Annotated in this window: 21 protein-coding genes and 1 tRNA gene; 11 read left to right on the forward strand and 11 right to left on the reverse strand. The window is 69.9% G+C overall.

Annotated elements, in window-relative coordinates; genetic code table 11:
• Positions 1-28: 28 nt before the first annotated feature.
• A complete protein-coding gene (locus tag BKK81_RS18305) occupies positions 29-1177 on the forward strand; it encodes a metallophosphoesterase (RefSeq protein ID WP_071015826.1) in 1149 nt (382 codons plus the stop codon).
• Between the two features lie 195 nt (positions 1178-1372).
• Here BKK81_RS18305 and ettA read toward each other — a convergent pair whose 3' ends face one another.
• Positions 1373-3040, reverse strand: coding sequence for an energy-dependent translational throttle protein EttA (ettA, locus tag BKK81_RS18310; protein WP_071015828.1), 1668 nt, complete (start codon positions 3038-3040; stop codon positions 1373-1375).
• Between the two features lie 242 nt (positions 3041-3282).
• Between ettA and BKK81_RS18315 the strand changes: the two genes are divergently transcribed.
• A complete protein-coding gene (locus tag BKK81_RS18315) occupies positions 3283-3507 on the forward strand; it encodes a hypothetical protein (protein ID WP_071015829.1) in 225 nt (74 codons plus the stop codon).
• A gap of 55 nt (positions 3508-3562) precedes the next feature.
• On the forward strand, positions 3563-4057 hold the full coding sequence (locus tag BKK81_RS18320; protein WP_071016624.1) for a M48 family metallopeptidase: 495 nt from the start codon (positions 3563-3565) through the stop codon (positions 4055-4057).
• Positions 4058-4095: 38 nt separating this feature from the next.
• On the opposite strand, the gene BKK81_RS18325 is transcribed toward BKK81_RS18320, so the two are convergent.
• Together BKK81_RS18325 and BKK81_RS18330 are read right to left on the reverse strand one after the other, a co-directional pair.
• The gene (locus BKK81_RS18325) at positions 4096-4464 is read right to left on the reverse strand and encodes a hypothetical protein (RefSeq protein WP_071015831.1); all 369 of its coding nucleotides are present in this window, start codon (positions 4462-4464) and stop codon (positions 4096-4098) included.
• A 2-nt stretch (positions 4465-4466) separates the two neighbouring features.
• Complete coding sequence (locus BKK81_RS18330; protein WP_197523938.1) at positions 4467-5477, reverse strand: tripartite tricarboxylate transporter substrate binding protein; 1011 nt, start codon at positions 5475-5477, stop codon at positions 4467-4469.
• 138 nt (positions 5478-5615) lie between these two features.
• On the opposite strand from BKK81_RS18330, the gene BKK81_RS18335 reads away from it, so the two are divergent.
• From BKK81_RS18335 to BKK81_RS18350, 4 genes are all read left to right on the forward strand, one after another.
• Positions 5616-6596 (forward strand): LysR family transcriptional regulator, encoded by a 981-nt coding sequence (locus BKK81_RS18335; protein ID WP_071015833.1) that lies wholly within the window; start codon positions 5616-5618, stop codon positions 6594-6596.
• Between the two features lie 178 nt (positions 6597-6774).
• Entirely contained in the window at positions 6775-7764 is a 990-nt protein-coding gene (locus BKK81_RS18340) for a polysaccharide deacetylase family protein (protein ID WP_071015835.1), read from the forward strand.
• 36 nt (positions 7765-7800) lie between these two features.
• On the forward strand, positions 7801-8364 hold the full coding sequence (locus tag BKK81_RS18345; RefSeq protein ID WP_071015836.1) for an ester cyclase: 564 nt from the start codon (positions 7801-7803) through the stop codon (positions 8362-8364).
• Positions 8365-8420: 56 nt separating this feature from the next.
• Complete coding sequence (locus BKK81_RS18350) at positions 8421-8789, forward strand: TonB-dependent receptor (RefSeq protein ID WP_071015838.1); 369 nt, start codon at positions 8421-8423, stop codon at positions 8787-8789.
• Between the two features lie 56 nt (positions 8790-8845).
• On the opposite strand, the gene BKK81_RS18355 is transcribed toward BKK81_RS18350, so the two are convergent.
• The gene (locus BKK81_RS18355; protein WP_071015840.1) at positions 8846-9697 is read right to left on the reverse strand and encodes an EamA family transporter; all 852 of its coding nucleotides are present in this window, start codon (positions 9695-9697) and stop codon (positions 8846-8848) included.
• Positions 9698-9845: 148 nt separating this feature from the next.
• Between BKK81_RS18355 and gcvA the strand changes: the two genes are divergently transcribed.
• The gene (gene gcvA / locus BKK81_RS18360; RefSeq protein ID WP_071015842.1) at positions 9846-10757 is read left to right on the forward strand and encodes a transcriptional regulator GcvA; all 912 of its coding nucleotides are present in this window, start codon (positions 9846-9848) and stop codon (positions 10755-10757) included.
• A gap of 9 nt (positions 10758-10766) precedes the next feature.
• On the opposite strand, the gene BKK81_RS18365 is transcribed toward gcvA, so the two are convergent.
• Complete coding sequence (locus BKK81_RS18365; protein WP_071015843.1) at positions 10767-11678, reverse strand: LysR substrate-binding domain-containing protein; 912 nt, start codon at positions 11676-11678, stop codon at positions 10767-10769.
• A 120-nt stretch (positions 11679-11798) separates the two neighbouring features.
• On the opposite strand from BKK81_RS18365, the gene BKK81_RS18370 reads away from it, so the two are divergent.
• Entirely contained in the window at positions 11799-13310 is a 1512-nt protein-coding gene (locus BKK81_RS18370) for an amidase (protein WP_071015845.1), read from the forward strand.
• A gap of 112 nt (positions 13311-13422) precedes the next feature.
• Positions 13423-14424 carry a Bug family tripartite tricarboxylate transporter substrate binding protein gene (locus BKK81_RS18375; protein ID WP_418235899.1) on the forward strand — a complete coding sequence of 334 codons (1002 nt, stop codon included), beginning with the start codon at positions 13423-13425 and terminating at the stop codon, positions 14422-14424.
• Positions 14425-14460: 36 nt separating this feature from the next.
• On the opposite strand, the gene BKK81_RS18380 is transcribed toward BKK81_RS18375, so the two are convergent.
• The gene (locus BKK81_RS18380) at positions 14461-14706 is read right to left on the reverse strand and encodes a hypothetical protein (RefSeq protein WP_071015849.1); all 246 of its coding nucleotides are present in this window, start codon (positions 14704-14706) and stop codon (positions 14461-14463) included.
• A gap of 859 nt (positions 14707-15565) precedes the next feature.
• Between BKK81_RS18380 and BKK81_RS18385 the strand changes: the two genes are divergently transcribed.
• Positions 15566-16819 carry an outer membrane beta-barrel protein gene (locus tag BKK81_RS18385; protein ID WP_231907949.1) on the forward strand — a complete coding sequence of 418 codons (1254 nt, stop codon included), beginning with the start codon at positions 15566-15568 and terminating at the stop codon, positions 16817-16819.
• An 85-nt stretch (positions 16820-16904) separates the two neighbouring features.
• Here BKK81_RS18385 and BKK81_RS18390 read toward each other — a convergent pair.
• The 5 genes from BKK81_RS18390 to BKK81_RS18410 form a co-directional block, all read right to left on the reverse strand.
• Positions 16905-16980, reverse strand: a tRNA-Thr gene (locus BKK81_RS18390).
• A 58-nt stretch (positions 16981-17038) separates the two neighbouring features.
• Positions 17039-17533, reverse strand: a complete 495-nt coding sequence (locus BKK81_RS18395) for a ClpXP protease specificity-enhancing factor (RefSeq protein ID WP_071015851.1) — start codon at positions 17531-17533, stop codon at positions 17039-17041.
• Positions 17534-17596: 63 nt separating this feature from the next.
• Entirely contained in the window at positions 17597-18208 is a 612-nt protein-coding gene (locus BKK81_RS18400) for a glutathione S-transferase N-terminal domain-containing protein (RefSeq protein ID WP_035870642.1), read from the reverse strand.
• A 200-nt stretch (positions 18209-18408) separates the two neighbouring features.
• Complete coding sequence (locus tag BKK81_RS18405) at positions 18409-19152, reverse strand: cytochrome c1 (RefSeq protein ID WP_071009998.1); 744 nt, start codon at positions 19150-19152, stop codon at positions 18409-18411.
• Between the two features lie 31 nt (positions 19153-19183).
• Positions 19184-20587 carry a cytochrome b gene (locus tag BKK81_RS18410; RefSeq protein WP_071010000.1) on the reverse strand — a complete coding sequence of 468 codons (1404 nt, stop codon included), beginning with the start codon at positions 20585-20587 and terminating at the stop codon, positions 19184-19186.
• Positions 20588-20589 lie beyond the last annotated feature (2 nt).

A 20589-nucleotide genomic window follows, 5' to 3' on the forward strand; every position in this document is an offset into this window, starting at 1 on the left:
GCCTCCCGTCCCCAACCGAGAAGGTGCCATGCCCCCTCGCACCACCATATTCATCGCCGCCCTGCTGATCGGCCTGCTGCACGCCTACGTCGGCGCGCGCGTGCTGCCGGACCTGCCCGTGCCCCTGCTGGCGAAGCTGCTGGGCGGCGCCTGGCTGCTGCTGTCGTGGCCGCTGATCCCCGCCGCGCTGCTGGCGCGCCGCCTCAGCCACCCGTGGTCCGATGCCATCAACTGGGTCGGCATGCTGGCCATGGGCCTGTTCTCCTCCCTGCTGGTGCTGACCGCCGCGCGCGACCTCGTGCTGCTGGGCTGCCGCATCGCCGGCTGGCAGCCACCCTGGCTGCTGCCGGGCAGCGCCGCCGCCGTGCTGCTGCTGGCGCTGGCGGTGACGGCGCTGGGCTTCCTCAACGCGCGCCGGGTGGCGCGCGTGGTCGAGGTGCAGGTGCCGGTGGAGGGGCTGCCGGCCGCGCTGGACGGCTTCACCATCGTGCAGATCAGCGACATCCACGTCGGGCCGACCATCAAGCACAGCTACCTGGCGCGCATCGTCGAGCGCGTCAACAGCCTGCAGCCCGACGCGGTGGCCATCACCGGCGACCTGGTCGATGGCACGGTGCGCGAACTGGCGCCCCACACCGAGCCGCTGGCCCGGCTGCGCGCGGGGCACGGCAGCTTCTTCGTCACCGGCAACCACGAGTACTACTCCGGCGCCGATCCCTGGATCGCCGAGCTGCGCCGCCTCGGCGTGCGCGTGCTGATGAACGAGCACGTGGTGATCGAGCGCGACGGCCACGCGCTGGTACTGGCCGGGGTCACGGACTATTCGGCGCACCGCTTCGACGAGGCGCACCGCAGCGACCCCGCGCGCGCCATCGACGGCGCGCCGGACCGGGCCGGCGTGCGCGTGCTGCTGGCCCACCAGCCGCGCACCGCGCCCGCCGCCGCCGCGGCCGGCTTCCACCTGCAGCTGTCGGGCCATACCCACGGCGGCCAGTTCTGGCCCTGGAACCTCTTCGTGCCGATGCAGCAGCCCTATGTGGCGGGGCTGGACCGCCACCAGGACATGTGGATCTACACCAGCCGCGGCACCGGCTACTGGGGCCCGCCCAAGCGCTTCGGCGCACCGTCGGAGATCACGCGGATCCGGCTGGTGCGGGCGGGCGCCGGGGCAACGTGACGGGCATCGAGCCGGCGGGTGCCTGCCCTCTCCCACGGCCCCTCTCCCACCAGTGGGAAAGGGGAGCCAACCATCGCTGGGGCGTGCGCATGCCGGGCCCACATCCGCGCCCACAACCGCGCCCACAACCGCGCCGCCCAATGAAAAACGCCCTCGCGTGAGCGAGGGCGTTTCCCTTTCCGGCCGGGGCCGCGCTCAGCGCGCGATCGGCTTGTAGCGGATGCGCTTCGGCTTGGCGGCCTCTTCGCCCAGGCGCTTCTTCTTGTCGGCCTCGTACTCCTGGTAGTTGCCGGGGAAGAACTCGACGTGCGAGTCGCCCTCGAAGGCCAGGATGTGGGTGGCGATGCGGTCCAGGAACCAGCGGTCGTGGGAGATCACCATCACGCAGCCGGCGAACTCCAGCAGCGCGTCTTCCAGCGCGCGCAGCGTTTCCACGTCGAGGTCGTTGGACGGTTCGTCCAGCAGCAGCACGTTGCCGCCGGCGATCAGCGTCTTGGCCATGTGCAGGCGGCCGCGCTCGCCGCCGGACAGCGAGCCCACCTGCTTCTGCTGGTCGCCGCCCTTGAAGTTGAAGCGGCCGATGTAGGCGCGCGACGGGGTCTCGTAGCGGCCCACGGTCAGCACGTCGGCACCGCCCGAGATTTCCTCGAACACGGTCTTGCTGCCGTCCAGCGCGTCGCGGCTCTGGTCGACATAGGCCAGCTTCACGGTCGGCCCGACCTTGATCTCGCCGCTGTCAGGCTGCTCCTTGCCGGTCAGCATCTTGAAGAAGGTCGACTTGCCGGCGCCGTTCGGGCCGATGATGCCGACGATCGCGCCCGGCGGCACGGTGAAGCTGAGATCGTCGATCAGCAGGCGGTCGCCGAAGCCCTTGGTGACGTTCTTGAACTCGATGACCTCGTTGCCCAGGCGCTCACCCACCGGGATGAAGATTTCCTGGGTCTCGTTGCGCTTCTGGTATTCCTGGCTGTTGAGCTCGTCGAAACGGGCCAGGCGCGCCTTGGACTTGGCCTGGCGGCCCTTGGGGTTCTGGCGCACCCACTCCAGTTCCTTCTTCAGCGCCTTCTGCCGCGCCGATTCGGTCGACTCTTCCTGCTTCAGGCGGTTTTCCTTCTGGTCCAGCCAGGAGCTGTAGTTGCCCTTCCAGGGGATGCCCTGGCCGCGGTCCAGTTCGAGGATCCACTCGGCGGCGTTGTCGAGGAAGTAGCGGTCGTGGGTGACGGCCACCACGGTGCCGGGGAAGCGCGTCAGGAACTGCTCCAGCCAATCCACCGACTCGGCGTCCAGGTGGTTGGTGGGTTCGTCCAGCAGCAGCATGTCGGGGCGCGACAGCAGCAGGCGGCACAGCGCCACGCGGCGCTTCTCGCCGCCCGACAGGTGGCCGACCTTGGCGTCCCACGGCGGCAGGCGCAGTGCGTCGGCGGCGATCTCCAGCTGCAGCTCGGCGTTGTTGCCGTCGCTGGCGGCCAGGATGGCCTCGTACTTGGCCTGCTCGGCGGCCAGGACGTCGAAGTCGGCATCCGGCTCGGCGTAGGCGGCGTAGATCTCGTCGAGCTTCTTGCGCGCCTCGAACACTTCGCCCAGGCCGCCTTCCACGGCCTCGCGCACGGTCTGCTCGGGGTCTAGCTGCGGTTCCTGCGACAGGTAGCCGATGTTCAGGTTGGGCATCGGCGTGGCTTCACCCTCGATGTCCTTGTCCAGGCCGGCCATGATCTTCAGCAGCGTGGACTTGCCCGAGCCGTTCAGGCCGAGCACGCCGATCTTGGCGCCGGGGAAGAAGGACAGCGAGATGTCCTTCAGGATGTGACGCTTGGGCGGAACGATCTTGCCCACGCGGTTCATGGTGAAAACGTACTGTGCCATGCGGATTCGCGGGTTGGGTGCTGGGGAATGGCGGCAGTGTAGCAAAGCCGGGCGGGCGCGCGGCCCGCGCGGCGGCCGGCGCGAGCCGGTACAATGCCGGCTGCGCGCACCGCGCCGCGGCAGCACCCGCCGGCCCGCGCCGCGCCAACCCAGACCCTTCCCGCAGCAACCCGCCCAGGCACGCCCCGAACCGGCCGCGCCGGGCCTGACGCCCGGCCCCCGCCGGGCCTCCGGATCTCCCGATGAGCAAACCCGCCCGCACCCTGACCTTCAAGTGCAAGAAGTGCACGAAGCCCGTGACCCTGTTCCTGCAGAAGGTCTCCGCCTGCTCGCATATCACGCCCTACCAGGGCTGGTGCAAGTGCGGCGAACTGATGCGCCACGCCACCGGCGACAAGGAGGCCGTCGAGTCCTTCGTCAACTCGCTCGACGCCAACTGGGCGCACCACCACCATCACCACCACTGACCGCCGCGCCAAGCCTGCCGTGAACGACACCTGGCGCCCGGCCGCGCGCGACCCGCTGCGCTTTCTCGCCGGCTATCCGCCCGACCTGCTCGACCAGGTGCGCGCGCTGGTCGGCGCCGGCCGCCTCGGCGAGCACCTGGCGCAGCGCTACCCGGCGCGCCACGCGGTGCAGACCGACCGCGCGCTCTACGCGTACGCCAACGACATCAAGCAGGAATACCTGCGCAGCGCGCCGCCGCTGCACAAGGTCGGCTACGACCCCCGCCTGGAAGCCGCGCATCGCGCACTCGGCCTGCACACCGCCATCTCGCGCGTGCAGGGCGGCAAGCTCAAGGCCAAGAAGGAAATCCGCGTGGCGGCCGTCTTCAAGGACGGCCCGCCCGAGTTCCTGCGCATGATCGTGGTGCACGAACTGGCGCACCTGAAGGAGGCCGACCACGACAAGGCCTTCTACCGCCTGTGCGAGCACATGGAGCCGCGCTACCACCAGTTCGAGTTCGACGCGCGGCTGTTCCTGGCCTGGCGCGAACTGGAGCGGGCGCAGGGCTGAGCCCGGCGGCCCACGCCATGCGGCTGGCCATTGCACGGCTAGGCTGGCGACACCAGGGTCTTGCGATAGGCTCCCGGCGCCACCGCCCGGTGCAGAACGCACACTTGCACCACTCCCTGCGGTGCCGCCGCACGAACCGCTGCCTCGAAGTGGCGCAGCACCAGGGCGGCCAGTTCGGCCTGCACCGGCTCCGGCCTGGGCCGCGTCATCAGCAGATGGACCACCAGGAAGCCGTCGGCCGGCGTGTTGCCGGTCAGGGCGGCCTCGGCAACCAGCAAGCGGCTCTTCAGGTCATCCAGGCGCACATGCCCGGTCGCGGCCAGCGCGCCGTGCAGGGTGGCGCAGACCTCGCCGAAATCCAGGCTGCCGGCCAGCTCGCGCGTGGTTTCCACGATCAGGTGGGGCATGCTCAGTCGGGCCTCACGTTCGCCGCGGTGACCGCTGCGGTCCAGCGCGCCTGGGCCTGCGCCAGGAAGCGGCGGAAAGCCGGAACATCGAGCGCCTGCGCTTCGACCCCCAGGGCCAGCAGGCGCTGGCGCACCTGCGGCTCGGCCAGCACGGCATCGAGCTCGCGATTGAGCCGGACCACGATGTCGGCCGGCACGGCCGCCGGCACCATGATGCCGTACCAGGGCGCGGCGTCGAATCCGCGCATGCCCTGCTCGGCAAGCGTAGGCACGTCGGGCAAGGAGGCGGAGCGGCGCGCGCCGGTCTGCGCCAGCGGCACCACGCTGCCGGCGCGGATGTGGGGCAGCAGCGGCACCGGGCTGTCGAACATGAGCGCAATCTGCCCGCCCAGCAGGTCGTTGATGGCAGGCCCCGAGCCCTTGTAGGGCGAATGCAGCAGGCGCACGCCGCTCGCCTGCGCGAACATGGCGCCGATGATGTGCTGCGGCGTGCCGTTGCCGGCCGATCCATAGGCGATGGTGTCCGGCGCAGCGCGTGCGGCGCTCAGCAGCGCCGGCAGGGAAGCCAGGCGCTGGCCGCGCTTGCCCGCCACCAGGATGAAAGGTACCGAGCCGACCAGGCCGACGCCGGCCAGATCGCGCTGCGGGTCATATGGCAGCGATGGATACAGGGCGCGCCCCACCGACACCGGGCCCACCGCACCCAGCAGCAGCGTATAGCCGTCGGCCGGCGCCTTGGCCGCATAGTCCGTGCCGATGGTGCCTCCGGCACCCGGCCGGTTCTCCACCACGACCGGCTGCCCGAGCCGCGCCTGCAAGGACTGGCCCACCAGCCGGGCCAGCGCGTCGGTGGTGGCACCTGGCGCATACGGCACCACCAGGCGGATGGGCCGCTCGGGATAGGCCGCCGCTGCCGGCGCTGCGGCGGCAAGGGCGGCGGCGCAGACGGCAAGTGCCTGGACGGCCGCGCGAGCGGGTGGAACGGCTCGGCGCCGGATCGGGGTGGCAGTCAATTCTGGTCTCCTTGCCTGCGGGCTTGTGCGGGCTTGTGCGGGGTCGCAGTCTGCAAGCCCCTTCGTCGAGCAGCATTTCACCAGCACCGCCTCGGCACGTAAAATGATCAATTGATTTTCAATCCATCATCAATTCTTATGATTCAGCGCACGGCCCATCCGGCACTCGACCTGCGTCTGCTGCGCAGCCTGATGGCGGTGGCGCGCCATGGCGGCGTGACCGCGGCCGCCGATGCGCTCGGCCTGACGCAGCCGGCCCTGTCCCAGCACCTGCGCGAGCTGGCGGCACAGCTCGGCGTTCCGCTGTTCGCACGCGTCGGCCGCACCCTGGAGTTGACCGAAGCGGGGCGGCAACTGGTGCAGGCGCTCGAGCCGGTGCTCGAGCAACTGGAGCGGGTGGTGGCCGGCGCGGCTGCGCCGCGCCGGCAGGTGACGGGCATACTGCGCGTCGGCGCCATCCACACCTATCTGTCCGCGCTGGTCATGCCCGCCGTGCAGGCCTTGCTGGCCGCGCACCCGGAACTGGAAGTGCAGGTGTCGGAGTTCTCGGCCGCCGAGGTCGACCGTGCGCTGCTGGATGGCCAGATCGATCTCGGCCTCGCCTTCCGCGAACACCCCGGCCCCCGCCTGGCCGATGCGGTACCGAAACGCATCGCCCGCACAGCCCTGTTCCGCGAAACATTGGCGCTGATCGCTCCCGCACCACGCCTGCCGGCGCCCGAGCCCGCCATGTCGCCGCGCGAGCTGGCCGCACTGCCGCTCGCGCTGCTGCCGCGACGCTTCGCCATGCGGCGCCAGCTCGACGCCGCCGCGGCTGCCGCCGGTGTCCAGCTGCACCCGCGGCTCGAAGGCCCCAGCGTCGACGCGCTGCTGCGTGCCGTGCTCGGCGGCAATCTTTACACAGTGGCCAGTCCGCTGGCGCTGCATGTCGCGGGGTCGCGCGGCGGCGGCTTCGCCGGACTGGCGCATCTGCCACTCGCACTGCCGGGATTTACGCGTACGGCGGCGCTGCACCGCCGGCACGGCCGCCCGGACGGCGCTGCCGCATCTGCCTTTGTCGAGATGCTGGGCACGGCGGTGGCGGGTGCCGCCGCCGGCGGATTCGTGACATCTTGCTGAGCGGGCCGCGTATCGCAGCGCCAGCGCACCTGCACGTCAATGCCGGTGGTTGCGCCGCGCTTTCAAACCTGATTTGAAAAATATCCTTTTTTAACGATCTTTATCCAACAGGGATTGAAATCTACAGTGCGCACTCGATCGGCTGCCATCCCGGCGGCCAGCCAACAGGACGTGCGCCATGCCTACCACTCCTTCTCATCCCGAAGCCCCCGCCCGCCGGCGCTTTCTCGGCCAGGCCGCGCTGCTGGGCGCCGCCTTGCCTGGGCTGGCCGCCGCCCAGGCACAGGACGCCGGCGGCGGATCGCCGCATCGCGCCACCGCGCCAGCCGACCGTGGGCCGTTCTGGCCCGGCGGCTCGCGCCTGGTGATCTCGATCTCCATGCAGTTCGAGGCCGGCGCCCAGCCGGAGCGCGGTGCCAGCGGACCGTTCCCGCCACTGGACCCCAGATATCCCGACTACCCCATGCAGACCTGGTACGCCTATGGCGTGCGCGAAGGCATTCCACGCCTGCTGGACCTGTGGGAACGCACGGGGGTCAAGGTGACGTCCCACATGGTCGGCCAGGCGGTGGAACGCCACCCCGAGCTGGCAGGCGAGATCGTGGCGCGCGGGCATGAGGCCGCCGGCCATGGCCAGACCTGGGAACCGCAGTACAGCATGTCCGCCGCGCAGGAGCGGGCCAGTTACGTGCAGAGCATCGCCAGCATCGAGCGCGCCACCGGCGTGCGGCCGGTCGGTTTCAATGCGTTCTGGATGCGCGGCTCGCCCCATACCCTGTCCATCCTGCAGTCGCTCGGCTTCCTCTATCACATCGACGACCTCAGCCGCGATGAACCGTCGCGACTGCAGGTCGGTGGCAAGCCCTTCGTAGTGGTGCCGTACACGGTGCGCAACAACGATATCGTCCGCTTCGATTCGCCGGCCACCAGCGTGGACGATTTTCTCGGCGAACTGAAGGCCGATTTCGACTTGCTCTACGCGGAAGGCGCGACGCGCCGCCGCATGATGTCCATCAGCGCGCACGACCGCATTTCCGGCACCCCGGCGCGGGTGCAGGCGCTGGAACGCTTCATCCGCTACGCGCAGGGGCACCCTGGCGTGGCGTTCCTGCGCAAGGATGAGATCGCACGCTTCATCCTCGGCGCGCGCGATGTACCTGCCGCTTGAACCCTCCCCTGCCCTCCCCGCCTACCGGAATCCATCATGTCCCTTAGCCATCTGCATCCCGCCCGCGTCGCCGCGCACTGCGCCCTGGCCGTCCTTACCCTGTGCGGAACCGCCCCCGCGCCGGCATTGGCCGGCGTGGACGACCACCTGGTCCTGCCGCTGCACGTCGCAGGCGCCGACCTCGAAGCGGCGAACCCGGCCCTGCTCGCCGCGCGCCGCTACGCCACCTTCTGGCACACCGGCGAGCCGCGCTATGCCGAGGCCGCACTGGCCCCGGACTTCCTCGACCGCACGCTGCCCCCCGGACGCACGCAGGGAAGGCAGGGCCCGCTGCAGGCGTCGCTCGCGTTCCGCGCTGCCGTGCCCGACCTGAGCGCCGAACTGGAAGATGTCGTGATTGCCGGCGACCGCGTGTCCGTGCGCCTGCGCTTCCACGGGCATTTCACCGGCCACTTCGGCACGGCCGCCGGCGCGGGCCAGGCCATCGACTTCCAGGCCTTCGACCTGTATCGGATCGCGGAAGGCCGCATCGCGGAAAACTGGCACCTGGAAGACAACCTCGGCCTGATGCAGCAGATGGGACTGGCTGCGCGGCAATAGGGTCGGCGGCAATACGTTGCACGGCAATCGGGCAGTGGCATCTGGGCGGCAGCCTGATGGTCCCGGACACCTGGTATGCCAAGGGCAGCGCCTACGACGGCAATTGCGTGGCCGGCGCACCGCGCGTGGTGGCCGCCGCGCGGCTGGGCTACCGCGTGCCTTTCGTGCCGGGGCTGCGCGTCGGCGTCGACGGCAAGTTCCCCGGCAGCACCCAGCTGCGCCAGGCCAGCAACCTGTCGGTGCCGGGCTATATGGTGTTCCATCTCGGCGCGAGCTACACCACGCGCTTGTCCGGCTACGACGTGACGCCGCGCGCCGCCGTCAACAACCTGGCCGACCGCCGTTACGGGGAGTTCCAGTATGCCGACTACATCAAGCCGGGCGATCCGCGCAGCGTCAGCCTGAACGCCAGGATCGACTTCTGAACCGAGGCCGGCGGGCGCTGCCGCCGGCCGGAGCCGCCAGCCCCGCCATCACCCCCTCACGCCAGCCGCAGCACCACCGCCCCCAGCAGGATCGCCAGCGCCGCCGCGTGGCGGCTGCGGCCGAAGCGCTCCTTCAGCACCAGCGCCGACAGGCCCATGCCGAACACGATCGCGGTCTCGCGCAGCGCCGCCACCATCGCCACCGGCGCGTGCGCCATGGCGAGCAGCACCATGGCGTAGCCGCCGGCGGTGCAGGCGCCGCCCAGCAGGCCGACGCGCCAGCGCTGGCGCAGGTGGCGGCCCAGGTCGGCCGGGCGCCGCAGCAGGGCCCAGCCCAGCAGCGGCAGCGCGCACAGCACGAAGACCCAGCCGGTATAGGCGGCGGCGCTGCCCGCCAGGCGCACGCCGGTGCCGTCGACGAAGGTATAGCCGGCGATCACCACCGCATTGGCCAGCGCGAAAGCGGTCGCGGCGCGCGCCTTGGGCGACGCGGCGGCACTGCGCCGGGACACCAGCATCAGGCTGAGGATGCCCCCGCAGATCAGCAGCACGCCGCCCCAGGCGCCCGCCGGCAGGTGCTCGCCGATCAGCGCGCCGCTGGCCAGTGCCACCAGCAGCGGCGGCAGGCCCCGCATCAACGGGTACGCATAGCTCATGTCGCCGTGGCGGTAGGCCGCGCCCACCAGCGCGAAATAGACCACGTGGATGCCTGCCGAGGCGGCCAGGTGGGGCCAGCTCTGGGGCTGCGGCGCCGGCAGCCAGGGCAGCGCGAAGGCCGACAGCAGCGCCGCGCCGCCGGTCACCAGCACGATGTCCAGCGCCTTGTCGGCGCTGGCCTTGACGGCGGCGTTCCAGCCGGCGTGCAGCAGGGCGGCGCACAAGACCAGCAGGACGATGGGGGTGGACATCCAGGCTCTCCTCGGGTTTCGCTGCAGTATCCCTGCTTGAAGCCGGCCCGGCAAACCAGTAAATTTGGCCCTCCACAGTAGAAAAACTAATACGAGGCTGCGGCCTCTACCCCCTGCCCTCCCCGCCACCGACTGCACGACGACCCCGATGTCCCGCACCCTGCCTCCGCTCAATGCGCTGCGCGCCTTCGAGGCCGCGGCCCGCCTGGGCAGCTTCAAGGCTGCCGCCACCGAGCTGCACGTGTCCCAGGGCGCCATCAGCCAGCATGTGCGGCAGTTGGAGGACTGGTTCGGCCAGCCCCTGTTCGAACGCCACAACCGGCGCGTGGCGCTGACGCCGGCGGCCACCGCCTACCTCGCCGAGATCGGCCCGGCCTTCGACCGCATCGCCTCGGCCACCAGCCGCTACGGCCGCGGCGCAGCGCGCACGCGCACCGTGCTGCGCGTCAGCAGCGTGGCCACCTTCGCGCTGCGCTGGCTGGTGCCCCGGCTGGAGCGTTTCCGCCAGCGCCATCCGCAGGCGGACGTGCGCGTCGACACCTCGAACGAGCCGGTCGACGCGCTGCGCGAAGCCTATGACGTGATCATCCGCGGCGGGCCGGACACCTTCTACGGCTACACCATGCAGCCCTTCCTGGCCGAGCAGCGCTTGCCGGTATGCAGCCCCGCGCTGCCGGCGCACGTGCCGCTGGCGGTGCCCGCCGACCTGTGCCGGCACACGCTGCTGCACGCCTCCACGCTGCCGCGCGCCTGGGACGACTGGCTGGCCGCGGCCGGCGTGCCGGAGCTGGCGCCGGCCGCCGCGCTGACGCTGGACCATTTCTACCTGACGCTGCAGGCCGCGCTCGACGGCATCGGCGTGGCCATGGGCCCTACCGCGCTGGTGGCCGACGACCTGGCCGCGGGGCGGCTGGTGGCACCGTTCCCGGACCTGCGCCTGCCCTCGCGCAGCTATTGCTGCTACCTGCCGCAGCACAAGGCCGGCGACGCCATCGTGCAAGCCTTCGCGCAGTGGCTGGTGGAGGAAGGCGATGCCGCCGGGGAAAGCCGGGGCAGCTAGGCATTCCGCTCAGCGCGGCGGCGCCAGCTGCTCGCGCAGGAAGTCCAGGAAGGCGCGCACGCCCTCCGGCAAGGTGCGCCCGTTCAGGGTCTGCAGCTCGATGGCGCGGCCGCGCATGCCGCGCTCGCGGATCTCGGCCGCGTGCAACTCGCCGCGGCGCACGCGATCGCGCACGGTGACCTCGCCGGAGATCGACAGGCCGCCGCCATGCACCACGAAGTTGGTCAGGGTCTCGAAATGGTTGGTCACCAGCACCGGCTCGAAGACGATGCCGCGCTCGCCGCAGGCGAGGTCGAACAGCTGGCGCACGGTGTTGTCGCCCTCCGGCAGCGCCAGCGGGTAGGCCTGCATCTGCGCCAGCGACACCGAGCGAAAGCGCGCCAGCGCATGGTCGGGCCGCATGATGGCGATCACCGGGGCCGGCTGGCGGTGCTCGACGCGGATGCCCTGCTCGGTGGCGCGGCTGTAGGTGATGCCGATATCGGCCTCGCCGCGCAGCACGATGGCGGTGGCCTCGGCGGGACTCGCCACCCGCACGTGGAACTGCAGACCCGGAAAGCGCTCGCGGAAGACCGCGATGGCGCGCGGCAGGAACTCGATGGCGAAGCCCGCCGAACTCGCCACGCGCACCCGCCCGCGCCGCAGCCCCTGCAGGGCCTGGATCTCCGCCACCACGCGGTCGGCCTCCAGCGCTCCGCGCAGGGCGAAGGCGGCCAGCAGTTCGCCGGCCGCGCTGGCCACCATGCCGCGCGGCCGGCGCTCGAACAGCGGCACGCCCAGCAAGGCCTCCAGCGCCGCCACCTGGCGGCTGACGGCCGAGGCCGTCACGTTCAGGCGCAGCGCGGCCTCGCTCAGCGAGCCGCTGCGCACCACCTCGAGGAAGTAGCGCAGGGCGGTGTCCTGCAGTTGGTTCGAGAGCATGGCGCGGCCACGTCCAGGTTTGCGTGAAATGCAATGATATTTGGAAAAATCCTCGATTGTCGAAACCCTCGGCCGTCCCTATGCTGTTCTGCATCGCCACGCGCACCGCACCCTGACCGCATGACCGCCACCGCCCCCGCCGCCACCGCAGCACACGCCCGCCCGACCCCGAATGCCGCTCCGGAAGGTGGCACCGGAAGCACCATCGTCGCCCTCGACGCCGTCGCCCTGTCGCACGCCATCCACGCGCGCGAGGTGTCGTGCGCCGAGGTGCTCGACGCCTACCTGGCGCAGATCGACCGCCTGAACCCGCTGGTCAACGCCATCGTCGCGCCGGCCGCGCGCGAGGCGCTGGCGGCCCAGGCCGCCGAACGCGACGCCGAGCTGGCGCGCGGCCACAGCCGCGGCCCGCTGCACGGTTTCCCGCAGGCGCCCAAGGACATCATGCCGGTGGCCGGCATGGTCACCACCAAGGGCTCGCCGGTGTTCCGCGACCATGTGCCCACCGCCGATGCCGTGGTGTTCGAGCGCATGCGCGCCGGCGGCGCGCTCTTCGTCGGCCGCACCAACTCGCCCGAGTTCGGCCTCGGCGGCCATACCTACAACCCCATCTACGGCGCCACCCGCAATGCCTTCGACCTCGGCCGCTCGGCCGGCGGCAGCAGCGGCGGCGCCGGCGTGGCGGTGGCGCTGCGCATGCTGCCGGTGGCCGACGGCTCCGACATGATGGGCTCGCTGCGCACGCCGGCCGCCTTCAACAACGTCTACGGCCTGCGCACCTCGTTCGGCTGCGTGCCGCACGGCCCCACCGAAGAAGTGTTCTTCCAGCAGTTCAGCGTGGCCGGCCCGATGGCGCGCAACATCCCCGACCTGGCGCTGCTGCTGTCGGTGCAGGCCGGCTTCGACGCACGCCTGCCGCTGACGCGCCGCGCCGAGACCCCCGGCAGCTTCGCGCCCGCGCTGGAGCGCGACCTGCGCGGCACCCGCATCGGCTGGCTGGGCGACCTCGGCGGCCACCTGCCGACGGAACCCGGCCTGCTCGACACCTGCGCGGCGGCGCTGGCCCACTTCCGTACCATCGGCTGCCACGTCGAGCCGGTGCAGCCAGCCTTCGACCTGGACAGCCTGTGGCGCGCCTGGATCGACCTGCGCAGCTTCTCGGTGGCGGGCGCCAACGCGGCGCTGTACCACGACCCGGCCAAGCGCGCCCTGCTCAAGCCGGAAGCGGTCTGGGAGATCGAGCGCGGCCTCGCCCTGGGCGCCATGCAGGTCTACGACGCGGCGCGCGTGCGCAGCGCCTGGTACCAGGCGCTGCGCACGCTGTTCGAGCGCGTCGACTTCCTGGTCATGCCGGCCACCCAGGTCTTCCCCTTCCCGGTGGACTGGGACTGGCCCAAGGCCATCGACGGGCGCGCCATGGATACCTACCACCGCTGGATGCAGGCCGTGGTGCCGGCCACCATGGCAGGACTGCCGGTGCTGTCCGCACCGGCGGGCTTCGGCCCCGGCGGCCTGCCCTGCGGGCTGCAGATCATCGGCCCGGCGCAGGCCGACGCCGCGGTGCTGCAGCTCGGCCACGCCTACGACCAGGCCAGCGGCTACGCGCGCGTCGCCAGCCCGCTGCTGGGCTGAGCACGGGCAGGGACGGGTGGCGGCAAGCACGCCGGCGACCGTCCCGCCCCCGCCGATACCGACTGCTTTCGCTTCCCCCATCCCCCGCCGGCAGGAGTCCGACATGACGAAGATGACGACCGCAGTACCCCGCCCCCGCCTGCGCGCACTGGCCGTCCTGTGCACGCTGGGCGCCCTGTGCGCCGCAGTCCCGCTCGGCGCGCGCGCCGACGCCGCCTACCCGACGCGGCCGATCAAGCTGCTGATCCCCTTCGCCGCCGGCGGCGCCACCGATGTGCTGGGCCGCCTGCTGGCGGTCGGCCTGGGCGAGAAACTGGGGCAGACGGTGGTGGTGGAAAACAAACCCGGCGCCAGCACCGTGGTCGGCGCCACCGTGCTGGCCAAGTCGCCGCCCGATGGCTACACCCTGCTGCTGGCCGCCAGCACCACGCTGACGCTGAACCCCGCCATCCGCCAGAACCTGGCCTACGACCCCGTCAAGAGCTTCACCCCGCTGGGCCTGGTGGCCGACATGGCGCTGGTGCTGGTGGCCAATCCCGCGGTACCCGTCAACTCGCTCAAGGATCTCGTCGCCCAGGCCAGGGCCGAACCGGACAAGTTCTCCTACGGCTCCTTCGGCACCGGCTCCTCGGTCCACTTCGGCGGCGAAATGCTCAAATCCGCCGCCGGCATCCGCATGGTGCACGTGCCCTTCAACGGCAGCGCACCCAGCCTTACCGCGCTGGCCGGCGGCCAGGTGCCGGTGGCGGTCGATACCATCGTCGCCACCCAGCCCCTGATCCAGAGCGGCAAGATCAAGCCGCTGGCGGTGCTGTCATCCCAGCGCCTGCCATCGCTGCCGCAAGTACCCACGGTGGCCGAAAGCGGCTACCCCGGCTTCGAGATGGGCACCTGGTTCGCGCTGCTGGCGCCGGCGGGACTGCCCCAGCCGGTACAGCAGAAACTGGAGAAGGCGCTGGCCGACGTCGCCACCGCGCCGCAGACCAGGCAACGCATGGTCGAACTGGGCCTGAGCCCGGCCTACGGCGACGGCGCGGCCGTGCGCCAGCGCGTCGAGCGCGAACTGCCGCAGATGCGGGCGGTGGCGGCGCGGGCGGCGATACGGGTGGATTGAACGACGGCGGCGCCACTGCTCGCCGGTGCGCGCCGTTCAGCCCCCGCGCCGATACACCACGCCGCGCGGCGTGACGGAGGTCAGGGGCGGCTGCGTTGCCGGCGCGGCTTGCGGAGCCGGCACGGCCTGGGAGGCCTGCGCTGCCTGCGCGGCTTCCGCACGCTGCACCGCGCGCTTGGCATCGCGCCCCTTCTCGATGATGTAGAAGTCGGGGCCGGCCACGGCGGAGAACGAGACGGAAGCGGCGGCCAATGCGGCGCCGATCAGAAGAAAGGATTTCACGATGAGGTCTTGGCTAAGGTAAAGGGAAACGGACGCGCCGGACGCGCGTCACCCCGGAGGCCGGCCACGCCCGCGCGCGCCATGCTGCTGGCGCACGGTCCGGACACGTTGCCGCGGGCCGGCGGTGAAGCGGGATCAGGCGGAGCCGGTTCGGCCCGGCGCAGTGCGACGGGTGCCGGGCCCCAGCGCGACGGCTGAGCGGAACGAGACCGCGTGCGGGAAAGAAGACGGAACGACGGGGCGAACTGCGGGGGCGGTGCGGGCTGCGGGAAGAGCCTCGGCCACTGCCATCACGACGGAGCGTTGCGGATGCATGATGTAGGCTTGGCGCTCGGGGCGGGCCTGGGCTGATCGACTTCAGCGCGCCATGCCGCCTCCGATGCAGGCAGTGTAGGACGTCGCGTGCACGACAAGAAACGACGAATACGCATACGCTCCAGTCGCTGCGCGCATGCACCGGTTGGGGACATGGCGCATGGGCCCACGTGGTGCATGACGGCAGCTACAGCGTGGCGCGCCTGCCGTCTCGGCTGCCGTCGCACCTGCCGCGGCCTATGGCGCATGCCATGGCAGGCACGCCAGGCGCGCGCATCGCCTGCGTCCGGCAGGGTCTCCGCGTGGCGGCGTCAAGCGATGAAATCGCATGGATGGCAGTCGTTTAAATCCGCCTGCCCGGCAAGCCAGGCGGGGCGCGGCACGGCAGGCTGAGCGATGATCACGGTGTCCGCCAATGGCACGACGCTTGCGCCGCCGCGGGGATCCGCACCAGCCCGGTGCGCCTGCACACGCCGCGGCGAACCTCGCCACCGGCGTGGTGCAAGCCGCGCCGCAGCCGCTGCCATCACGAAGGAAGCCATCCATGAAGATCCCTCTTACCTCCTCCTGCGCCGCAACCGCCGTCGCGCTGGCCATCCTGGGCGCCAGCCCGGCGGCCCGCGCGCAGGACGCCACCATGCCCACCGCACAGCCCGCAACGGCAGAACCCGCGCCCACCGAGCCCACCGCGCCAGCCACGCCCGCGCTGCAACCGTCGATCGCCAGCACGCTGAGCGCCGCGCCGGTCCGGGTCGACGCCGGCCCGCTGGGCCCGCTCTGGTTCGGCGGCATCGTCAGCGGCCTGGTCCAGGGACAGAGCCACGCCGCCGCCAACGACCACACCTGGCAAGCCGACCTGGGCAATGCCCAGGTCTTCGTCAACAAGGCCGACGGCATGCTGCAGTTCTTCCTGCAGGCCGGCTACTACTCGGTGCCCGTGCTCGGCGTGCCCTACCAGCGCGCGGACCGCGCCACGCCCGCCCTGTTCAACGCCGTGCCGCAGGGCTACCTCAAGCTCGCACTGAGCGACAGCCTGTCGATCCAGGCCGGCAAGCTGCCGACGCTGATCGGTGCGGAAAGCACCTTCACCTTCCAGAATCTCAACATCCAGCGTGGCCTGCTGTGGAACCAGGAGAACGCCGTCAATCGCGGCGTACAGGTCAACTACGCCTCGGGCCCGCTGACCCTGTCGGCGTCCGTCAACGACGGCTTCTACTCGCAGCGCTACAACTGGGTCTCGGCCCTGGCCAGCTACGCCTTCGACGACAGCAATACCCTCACCTTCAGCGGCGGCGCCAGCACCCGCCGCAGCGATGTCTCCACCACCGCCACCCCGGTGCTGCAGAACAACCAGCAGATCTACAACCTGATCTATGCGCACACCCAGGGGGCCTGGACGCTGCAGCCCTATGTGCAGTTCACCCACGTGCCCAGCCTGCCCACGCAAGGCACCGGCGCCGCCTCCACCTACGGTGCCGCGCTGCTGATGAGCTACGACTTCGGCAACGCCGCCACGCCTGCCGCCCTGCGCCTGCCCGGCTTCAAGCTGCCGCTGCGGCTGGAGTACATCGCCTCCACCGGCGATGCCGCAAGCGGCGCCGCCAACCTGCTGTACGGCCCGGGCAGCGCGGCGTGGTCGCTGACGCTGACGCCGACCTACCAGTACCAGCGCTTCTTCGCGCGGGTCGAACTGTCCTACGTGGGCGCGCGCAAGACGGCGCCCGGACTGGCGTTCGGCGCGGACGGCAACCGGCGCGGGCAGGTGCGGGGGGTGCTGGAGGTGGGGATGTTGATGTAGCGCCTGCAGCGGCTCGGTTCGCCGGCGTCATGCGCCGGGCCAGGAAAGCAAAACGGCCCCGAGAAACTCGGGGCCGCTTCGGAATTGGTGCCGGCTGCAGGACTCGAACCCGCCACCTGATGATTACAAATCAACTGCTCTACCTGATGAGCTAAGCCGGCAAATGTGGTGCAGCCCGCCATTCTACTGCATGCCGGGCGGCTTGTGAGGAAGGCTGGCTTACTTCACCACCTTCAAGGCAGGCTTCTTGCCGCCGATGCGGGGCACGGGCGGGTTGGGATCGTCGTCGCCGTTGCCATCGCCGCTGCCTTGCGGGGCGGGCGCGCTGTCGCTGCCGACCGGAGCCAGCTTGGGCGGCGGGTTGTTTTCACGCTCCGTGGCGGCCTGGGTCTCGGGCACGCTGCGCTCCACCGGGAAGGCCATGCCCTGGCCGTTCTCGCGGGCGTAGATGGCGAGCACGTTCTCGACCGGCACGTCGATCTTGCGCGAGACACCGCCGAAGCGGGCGCTGAAGGTGATCCACTCGTTGCCCATGTCGAGGCCGCTGGTGGCGTCGAAGCTGACGTTGAGCACGATCTCGTTGTTCTTGACGAACTCGCGCGGCACGTTGGTGTTGGCGTCGACGAAGACCGCGATGTACGGCGTGAAGCCGTTGTCGGTGCACCATTCGTAGATGGCGCGGACCAGGTAGGGCTTGGTGGAGGTTTCAGGCATGGTGCTTCCAGTGGCGCGGGCCGGGCGGGCCGTCCGGCATGAGGCCGGACGGCGCTCCGCTGCTTAGCGGCGCATCACCTTTTCCGACGGGGTGAGTGCTTCGATGTAGGCCGGACGGCTGAAGATACGCTCGGCGTACTTCAGCAGCGGCGCGGCGTTCTTCGACAGTTCGATGCCGTAGTGGTCCAGGCGCCACAGCAGCGGCGCGATGGCGACGTCGAGCATCGAGAACTCTTCGCCCAGCATGTACTTGTTCTTGACGAAGATCGGGGCGAGTTGCGTCAGGCGGTCGCGGATGGCCGCGCGGGCGCGCTCGTGGTTCTTCTCGGCGGCCTTGCCCTTCTCATTCTCGAGGGCGTAGACGTGCGTGAAGAGTTCCTTCTCGAAGTTGAACAGGAACAGGCGGGCGCGGGCTCGCTGCACCGGGTCGGCCGGCATCAGCTGCGGGTGCGGGAAGCGCTCGTCGATATACTCGTTGATGATGTTCGACTCATACAGGATGAGGTCGCGCTCGACCAGGATGGGCACCTGGCCGTAGGGGTTCATCACCGAGATGTCTTCCGGCTTGTTGAACAGGTCGACGTCGCGGATCTCGAAATCCATGCCCTTTTCGAACAGGACGAGGCGGCAACGTTGAGAGAACGGGCAGGTGGTGCCCGAATACAACACCATCATGGTTGGATTCCTTGCGTGCGGGGTCGGTGGACTGGGCCCAGTATTCTGGCAGAAGCGACCAATAGAAAGCAAATTTATGGCATTTGAATCACATTAATGCAATCCAACGCGGCACTTCCCGCCAGCGAAGTGCCGCCAGGCCGACAATGAAAAAGGCTGGACCGGCGGCGCCGGTCCAGCCCCTGCAGCGCTGGCCTGCCTTACTTGATGTCTTTCCAGTAGGCCGCGTTCAGGCGCCAGGCGAAGATGGTGAACATGCCCAGGAACAGCAGCACCCACACGCCCAGGCGCTTGCGCTGGTTCTGCGCCGGCTCAGACATCCAGTCGAGGAAGCCGACCAGGTCGGCCACGGCCTGGTCATACTCGACCGTGCTCAGCTTGCCGGGCGTGAGTTGCTCGAAGCCGGCGAACTTGTGCACGGTCTCGCCATGCTCTTCCACTTCCTTGAACTTGGCGGCGCGCTGGCCCTGCAGTTCCCACAGCACGTGCGGCATGCCGACGCTGGGGAACACGAGGTTGTTCCAGCCGGTGGCGCGGTTGTCGTCGCGGTAGAAGGTGCGCAGATAGGTGTAGAGCCAATCGTCGCCGCGGGCGCGGGCGATCACCGACAGGTCCGGCGGGGTCGCGCCGAAGAAGGACTTGGCGTCCTTGGGGTGCATGGCGATGGTCATGGTCTCGCCGACCTTGTCCGCGGAGAACAGCAGGTTTTCGCGGATCTGGTCGTCGGTGAGGCCGATATCCTTGAGGCGGTTGTACCGCATCAGGGAGGCGCCGTGGCAGTTCAGGCAGTAGTTGACGAACAGCTTCGCGCCGCGCTGCAGCGACGACAGGTCGCTGGTCTGCACGGGCGCCGGCTCCAGGGGATAGCCCCCTTCGCTGGCGATGGCGGGAGCGGCGGCAAAGCAGGCGCCCGCGAGTGCGAAGATCGAAAGCAGCTTTTTCATCTTGTGTCCTTGTCCTCTGGTGGGCCTTCGGTCAGTGCGGGGTGAAGGTCACGCGGTCCGGCACCGGCTTGAAGGTGCCGGCGCGGCTCCACAGCGGCATGGTCAGGAAGAAGGCGAAGTACAGCAGGGTGCCGAGCTGCGACACCTTTTCGCCCACCGGCGACGGCGGCTGCACGCCCAGGTAGCCGAGCACCAGGAACACCACCACGAAGACGATCAGGATCGACTTGTGGAAGGCAGGACGGTAGCGGATCGACTTGACCGGCGAGTGGTCCAGCCAGGGCAGGAAGAACAGCACGATGACCGAGCCGCCCATCACCAGCACGCCCCAGAACTTGGCGTCGATGAAGTAGAAGCCGACCGCCAGGATCACGGCGATGGCCAATGCGCCGATCTTGATACGCGCATCCTTGCTGCGCAGGAAGACCAGGCCCAGCAGCAGCGCGAAGAACACCCACAGGATCGGCAGGAAGTTCGAGGTGGTGGCGCGCAGCATCGAGTAGAACGGCGTGAAGTACCAGACCGGGGCAATGTGCGGCGGGGTCTTCAGCGGATCGGCCTGGAAGAAGTTGTTCGATTCCAGGAAGTAGCCGCCGACCTCGGGGAAGAAGAAGATCACCGCCGAGAACACCATCAGGAAGCCGCCCACGCCCAGCAGGTCATGCACCGAGTAGTAGGGGTGGAAGGGGATGCCGTCCAGCGGGATGCCGTTCTCGTCCTTCTTGGCCTTGATCTCGACGCCGTCGGGGTTGTTCGAGCCCACTTCGTGCAGCGCGATGATATGCGCCACCACCAGGCCAAGCAGCACCAGCGGCACGGCGATCACGTGGAAGGAGAAGAAGCGGTTCAGCGTGGCGTCGCTGACCACGTAGTCGCCGCGGATGAACAGTGACAGGTCCTGGCCGATCACCGGGATGGCCGAGAACAGGTTGACGATCACCTGCGCGCCCCAGTAGGACATCTGGCCCCAGGGCAGCAGGTAGCCCATGAAGGCCTCGGCCATCAGGCACAGGAAGATCAGGCAGCCGAAGATCCACACCAGCTCGCGCGGCTTGCGGTAGGAACCATACAGCAGGCCGCGGAACATGTGCAGGTAGACCACGACGAAGAAGGCCGAGGCGCCGGTCGAGTGCATGTAGCGCACCAGCCAGCCCCAGGGCACCTCGCGCATGATGAACTCGACGCTGGCGAAGGCGACCGGGATGCCGGCCGCATTCAGCGTGCCGTCCGGCTTGTAGTTCATCACCAGGAAGATGCCGGTGACGATCTGGATCACTAGCACCAGCAGCGCCAGCGAACCGAAGAAGTACCAGAAGTTGAAGTTCTTTGGCGCGTAGTACTTGGAGAGGTGGTCTTCCCACAGCTGGGTGGCGGGGAAGCGCGCGTCGATCCAGCCCAGCAGGCCGGTCGTCTTGACTTCTTTCTCGGCTGCCATGA

Source organism: Cupriavidus sp. USMAHM13 (genome assembly GCF_001854285.1).
Lineage (GTDB): Bacteria > Pseudomonadota > Gammaproteobacteria > Burkholderiales > Burkholderiaceae > Cupriavidus > Cupriavidus malaysiensis.

What these genes read in the sequence shown, in the direction of transcription:
- ettA (WP_071015828.1), bottom strand. Translation starts at nt 3,040, where the DNA reads ATGGCACAGTACGTTTTCACCATGAACCGCGTGGGCAAGATCGTTCCG.
- BKK81_RS18335 (WP_071015833.1), top strand. Translation starts at nt 5,616, where the DNA reads ATGATTCAGCGCACGGCCCATCCGGCACTCGACCTGCGTCTGCTGCGC.
- BKK81_RS18305 (WP_071015826.1), top strand. Translation starts at nt 29, where the DNA reads ATGCCCCCTCGCACCACCATATTCATCGCCGCCCTGCTGATCGGCCTG.
- BKK81_RS18355 (WP_071015840.1), bottom strand. Translation starts at nt 9,697, where the DNA reads ATGTCCACCCCCATCGTCCTGCTGGTCTTGTGCGCCGCCCTGCTGCAC.
- BKK81_RS18385 (WP_231907949.1), top strand. Translation starts at nt 15,566, where the DNA reads ATGAAGATCCCTCTTACCTCCTCCTGCGCCGCAACCGCCGTCGCGCTG.
- BKK81_RS18395 (WP_071015851.1), bottom strand. Translation starts at nt 17,533, where the DNA reads ATGCCTGAAACCTCCACCAAGCCCTACCTGGTCCGCGCCATCTACGAA.
- BKK81_RS18340 (WP_071015835.1), top strand. Translation starts at nt 6,775, where the DNA reads ATGCCTACCACTCCTTCTCATCCCGAAGCCCCCGCCCGCCGGCGCTTT.
- BKK81_RS18405 (WP_071009998.1), bottom strand. Translation starts at nt 19,152, where the DNA reads ATGAAAAAGCTGCTTTCGATCTTCGCACTCGCGGGCGCCTGCTTTGCC.
- BKK81_RS18365 (WP_071015843.1), bottom strand. Translation starts at nt 11,678, where the DNA reads ATGCTCTCGAACCAACTGCAGGACACCGCCCTGCGCTACTTCCTCGAG.
- BKK81_RS18345 (WP_071015836.1), top strand. Translation starts at nt 7,801, where the DNA reads ATGTCCCTTAGCCATCTGCATCCCGCCCGCGTCGCCGCGCACTGCGCC.
- BKK81_RS18410 (WP_071010000.1), bottom strand. Translation starts at nt 20,587, where the DNA reads ATGGCAGCCGAGAAAGAAGTCAAGACGACCGGCCTGCTGGGCTGGATC.
- gcvA (WP_071015842.1), top strand. Translation starts at nt 9,846, where the DNA reads ATGTCCCGCACCCTGCCTCCGCTCAATGCGCTGCGCGCCTTCGAGGCC.
- BKK81_RS18370 (WP_071015845.1), top strand. Translation starts at nt 11,799, where the DNA reads ATGACCGCCACCGCCCCCGCCGCCACCGCAGCACACGCCCGCCCGACC.
- BKK81_RS18315 (WP_071015829.1), top strand. Translation starts at nt 3,283, where the DNA reads ATGAGCAAACCCGCCCGCACCCTGACCTTCAAGTGCAAGAAGTGCACG.
- BKK81_RS18325 (WP_071015831.1), bottom strand. Translation starts at nt 4,464, where the DNA reads ATGCCCCACCTGATCGTGGAAACCACGCGCGAGCTGGCCGGCAGCCTG.
- BKK81_RS18350 (WP_071015838.1), top strand. Translation starts at nt 8,421, where the DNA reads ATGGTCCCGGACACCTGGTATGCCAAGGGCAGCGCCTACGACGGCAAT.
- BKK81_RS18400 (WP_035870642.1), bottom strand. Translation starts at nt 18,208, where the DNA reads ATGATGGTGTTGTATTCGGGCACCACCTGCCCGTTCTCTCAACGTTGC.
- BKK81_RS18375 (WP_418235899.1), top strand. Translation starts at nt 13,423, where the DNA reads ATGACGACCGCAGTACCCCGCCCCCGCCTGCGCGCACTGGCCGTCCTG.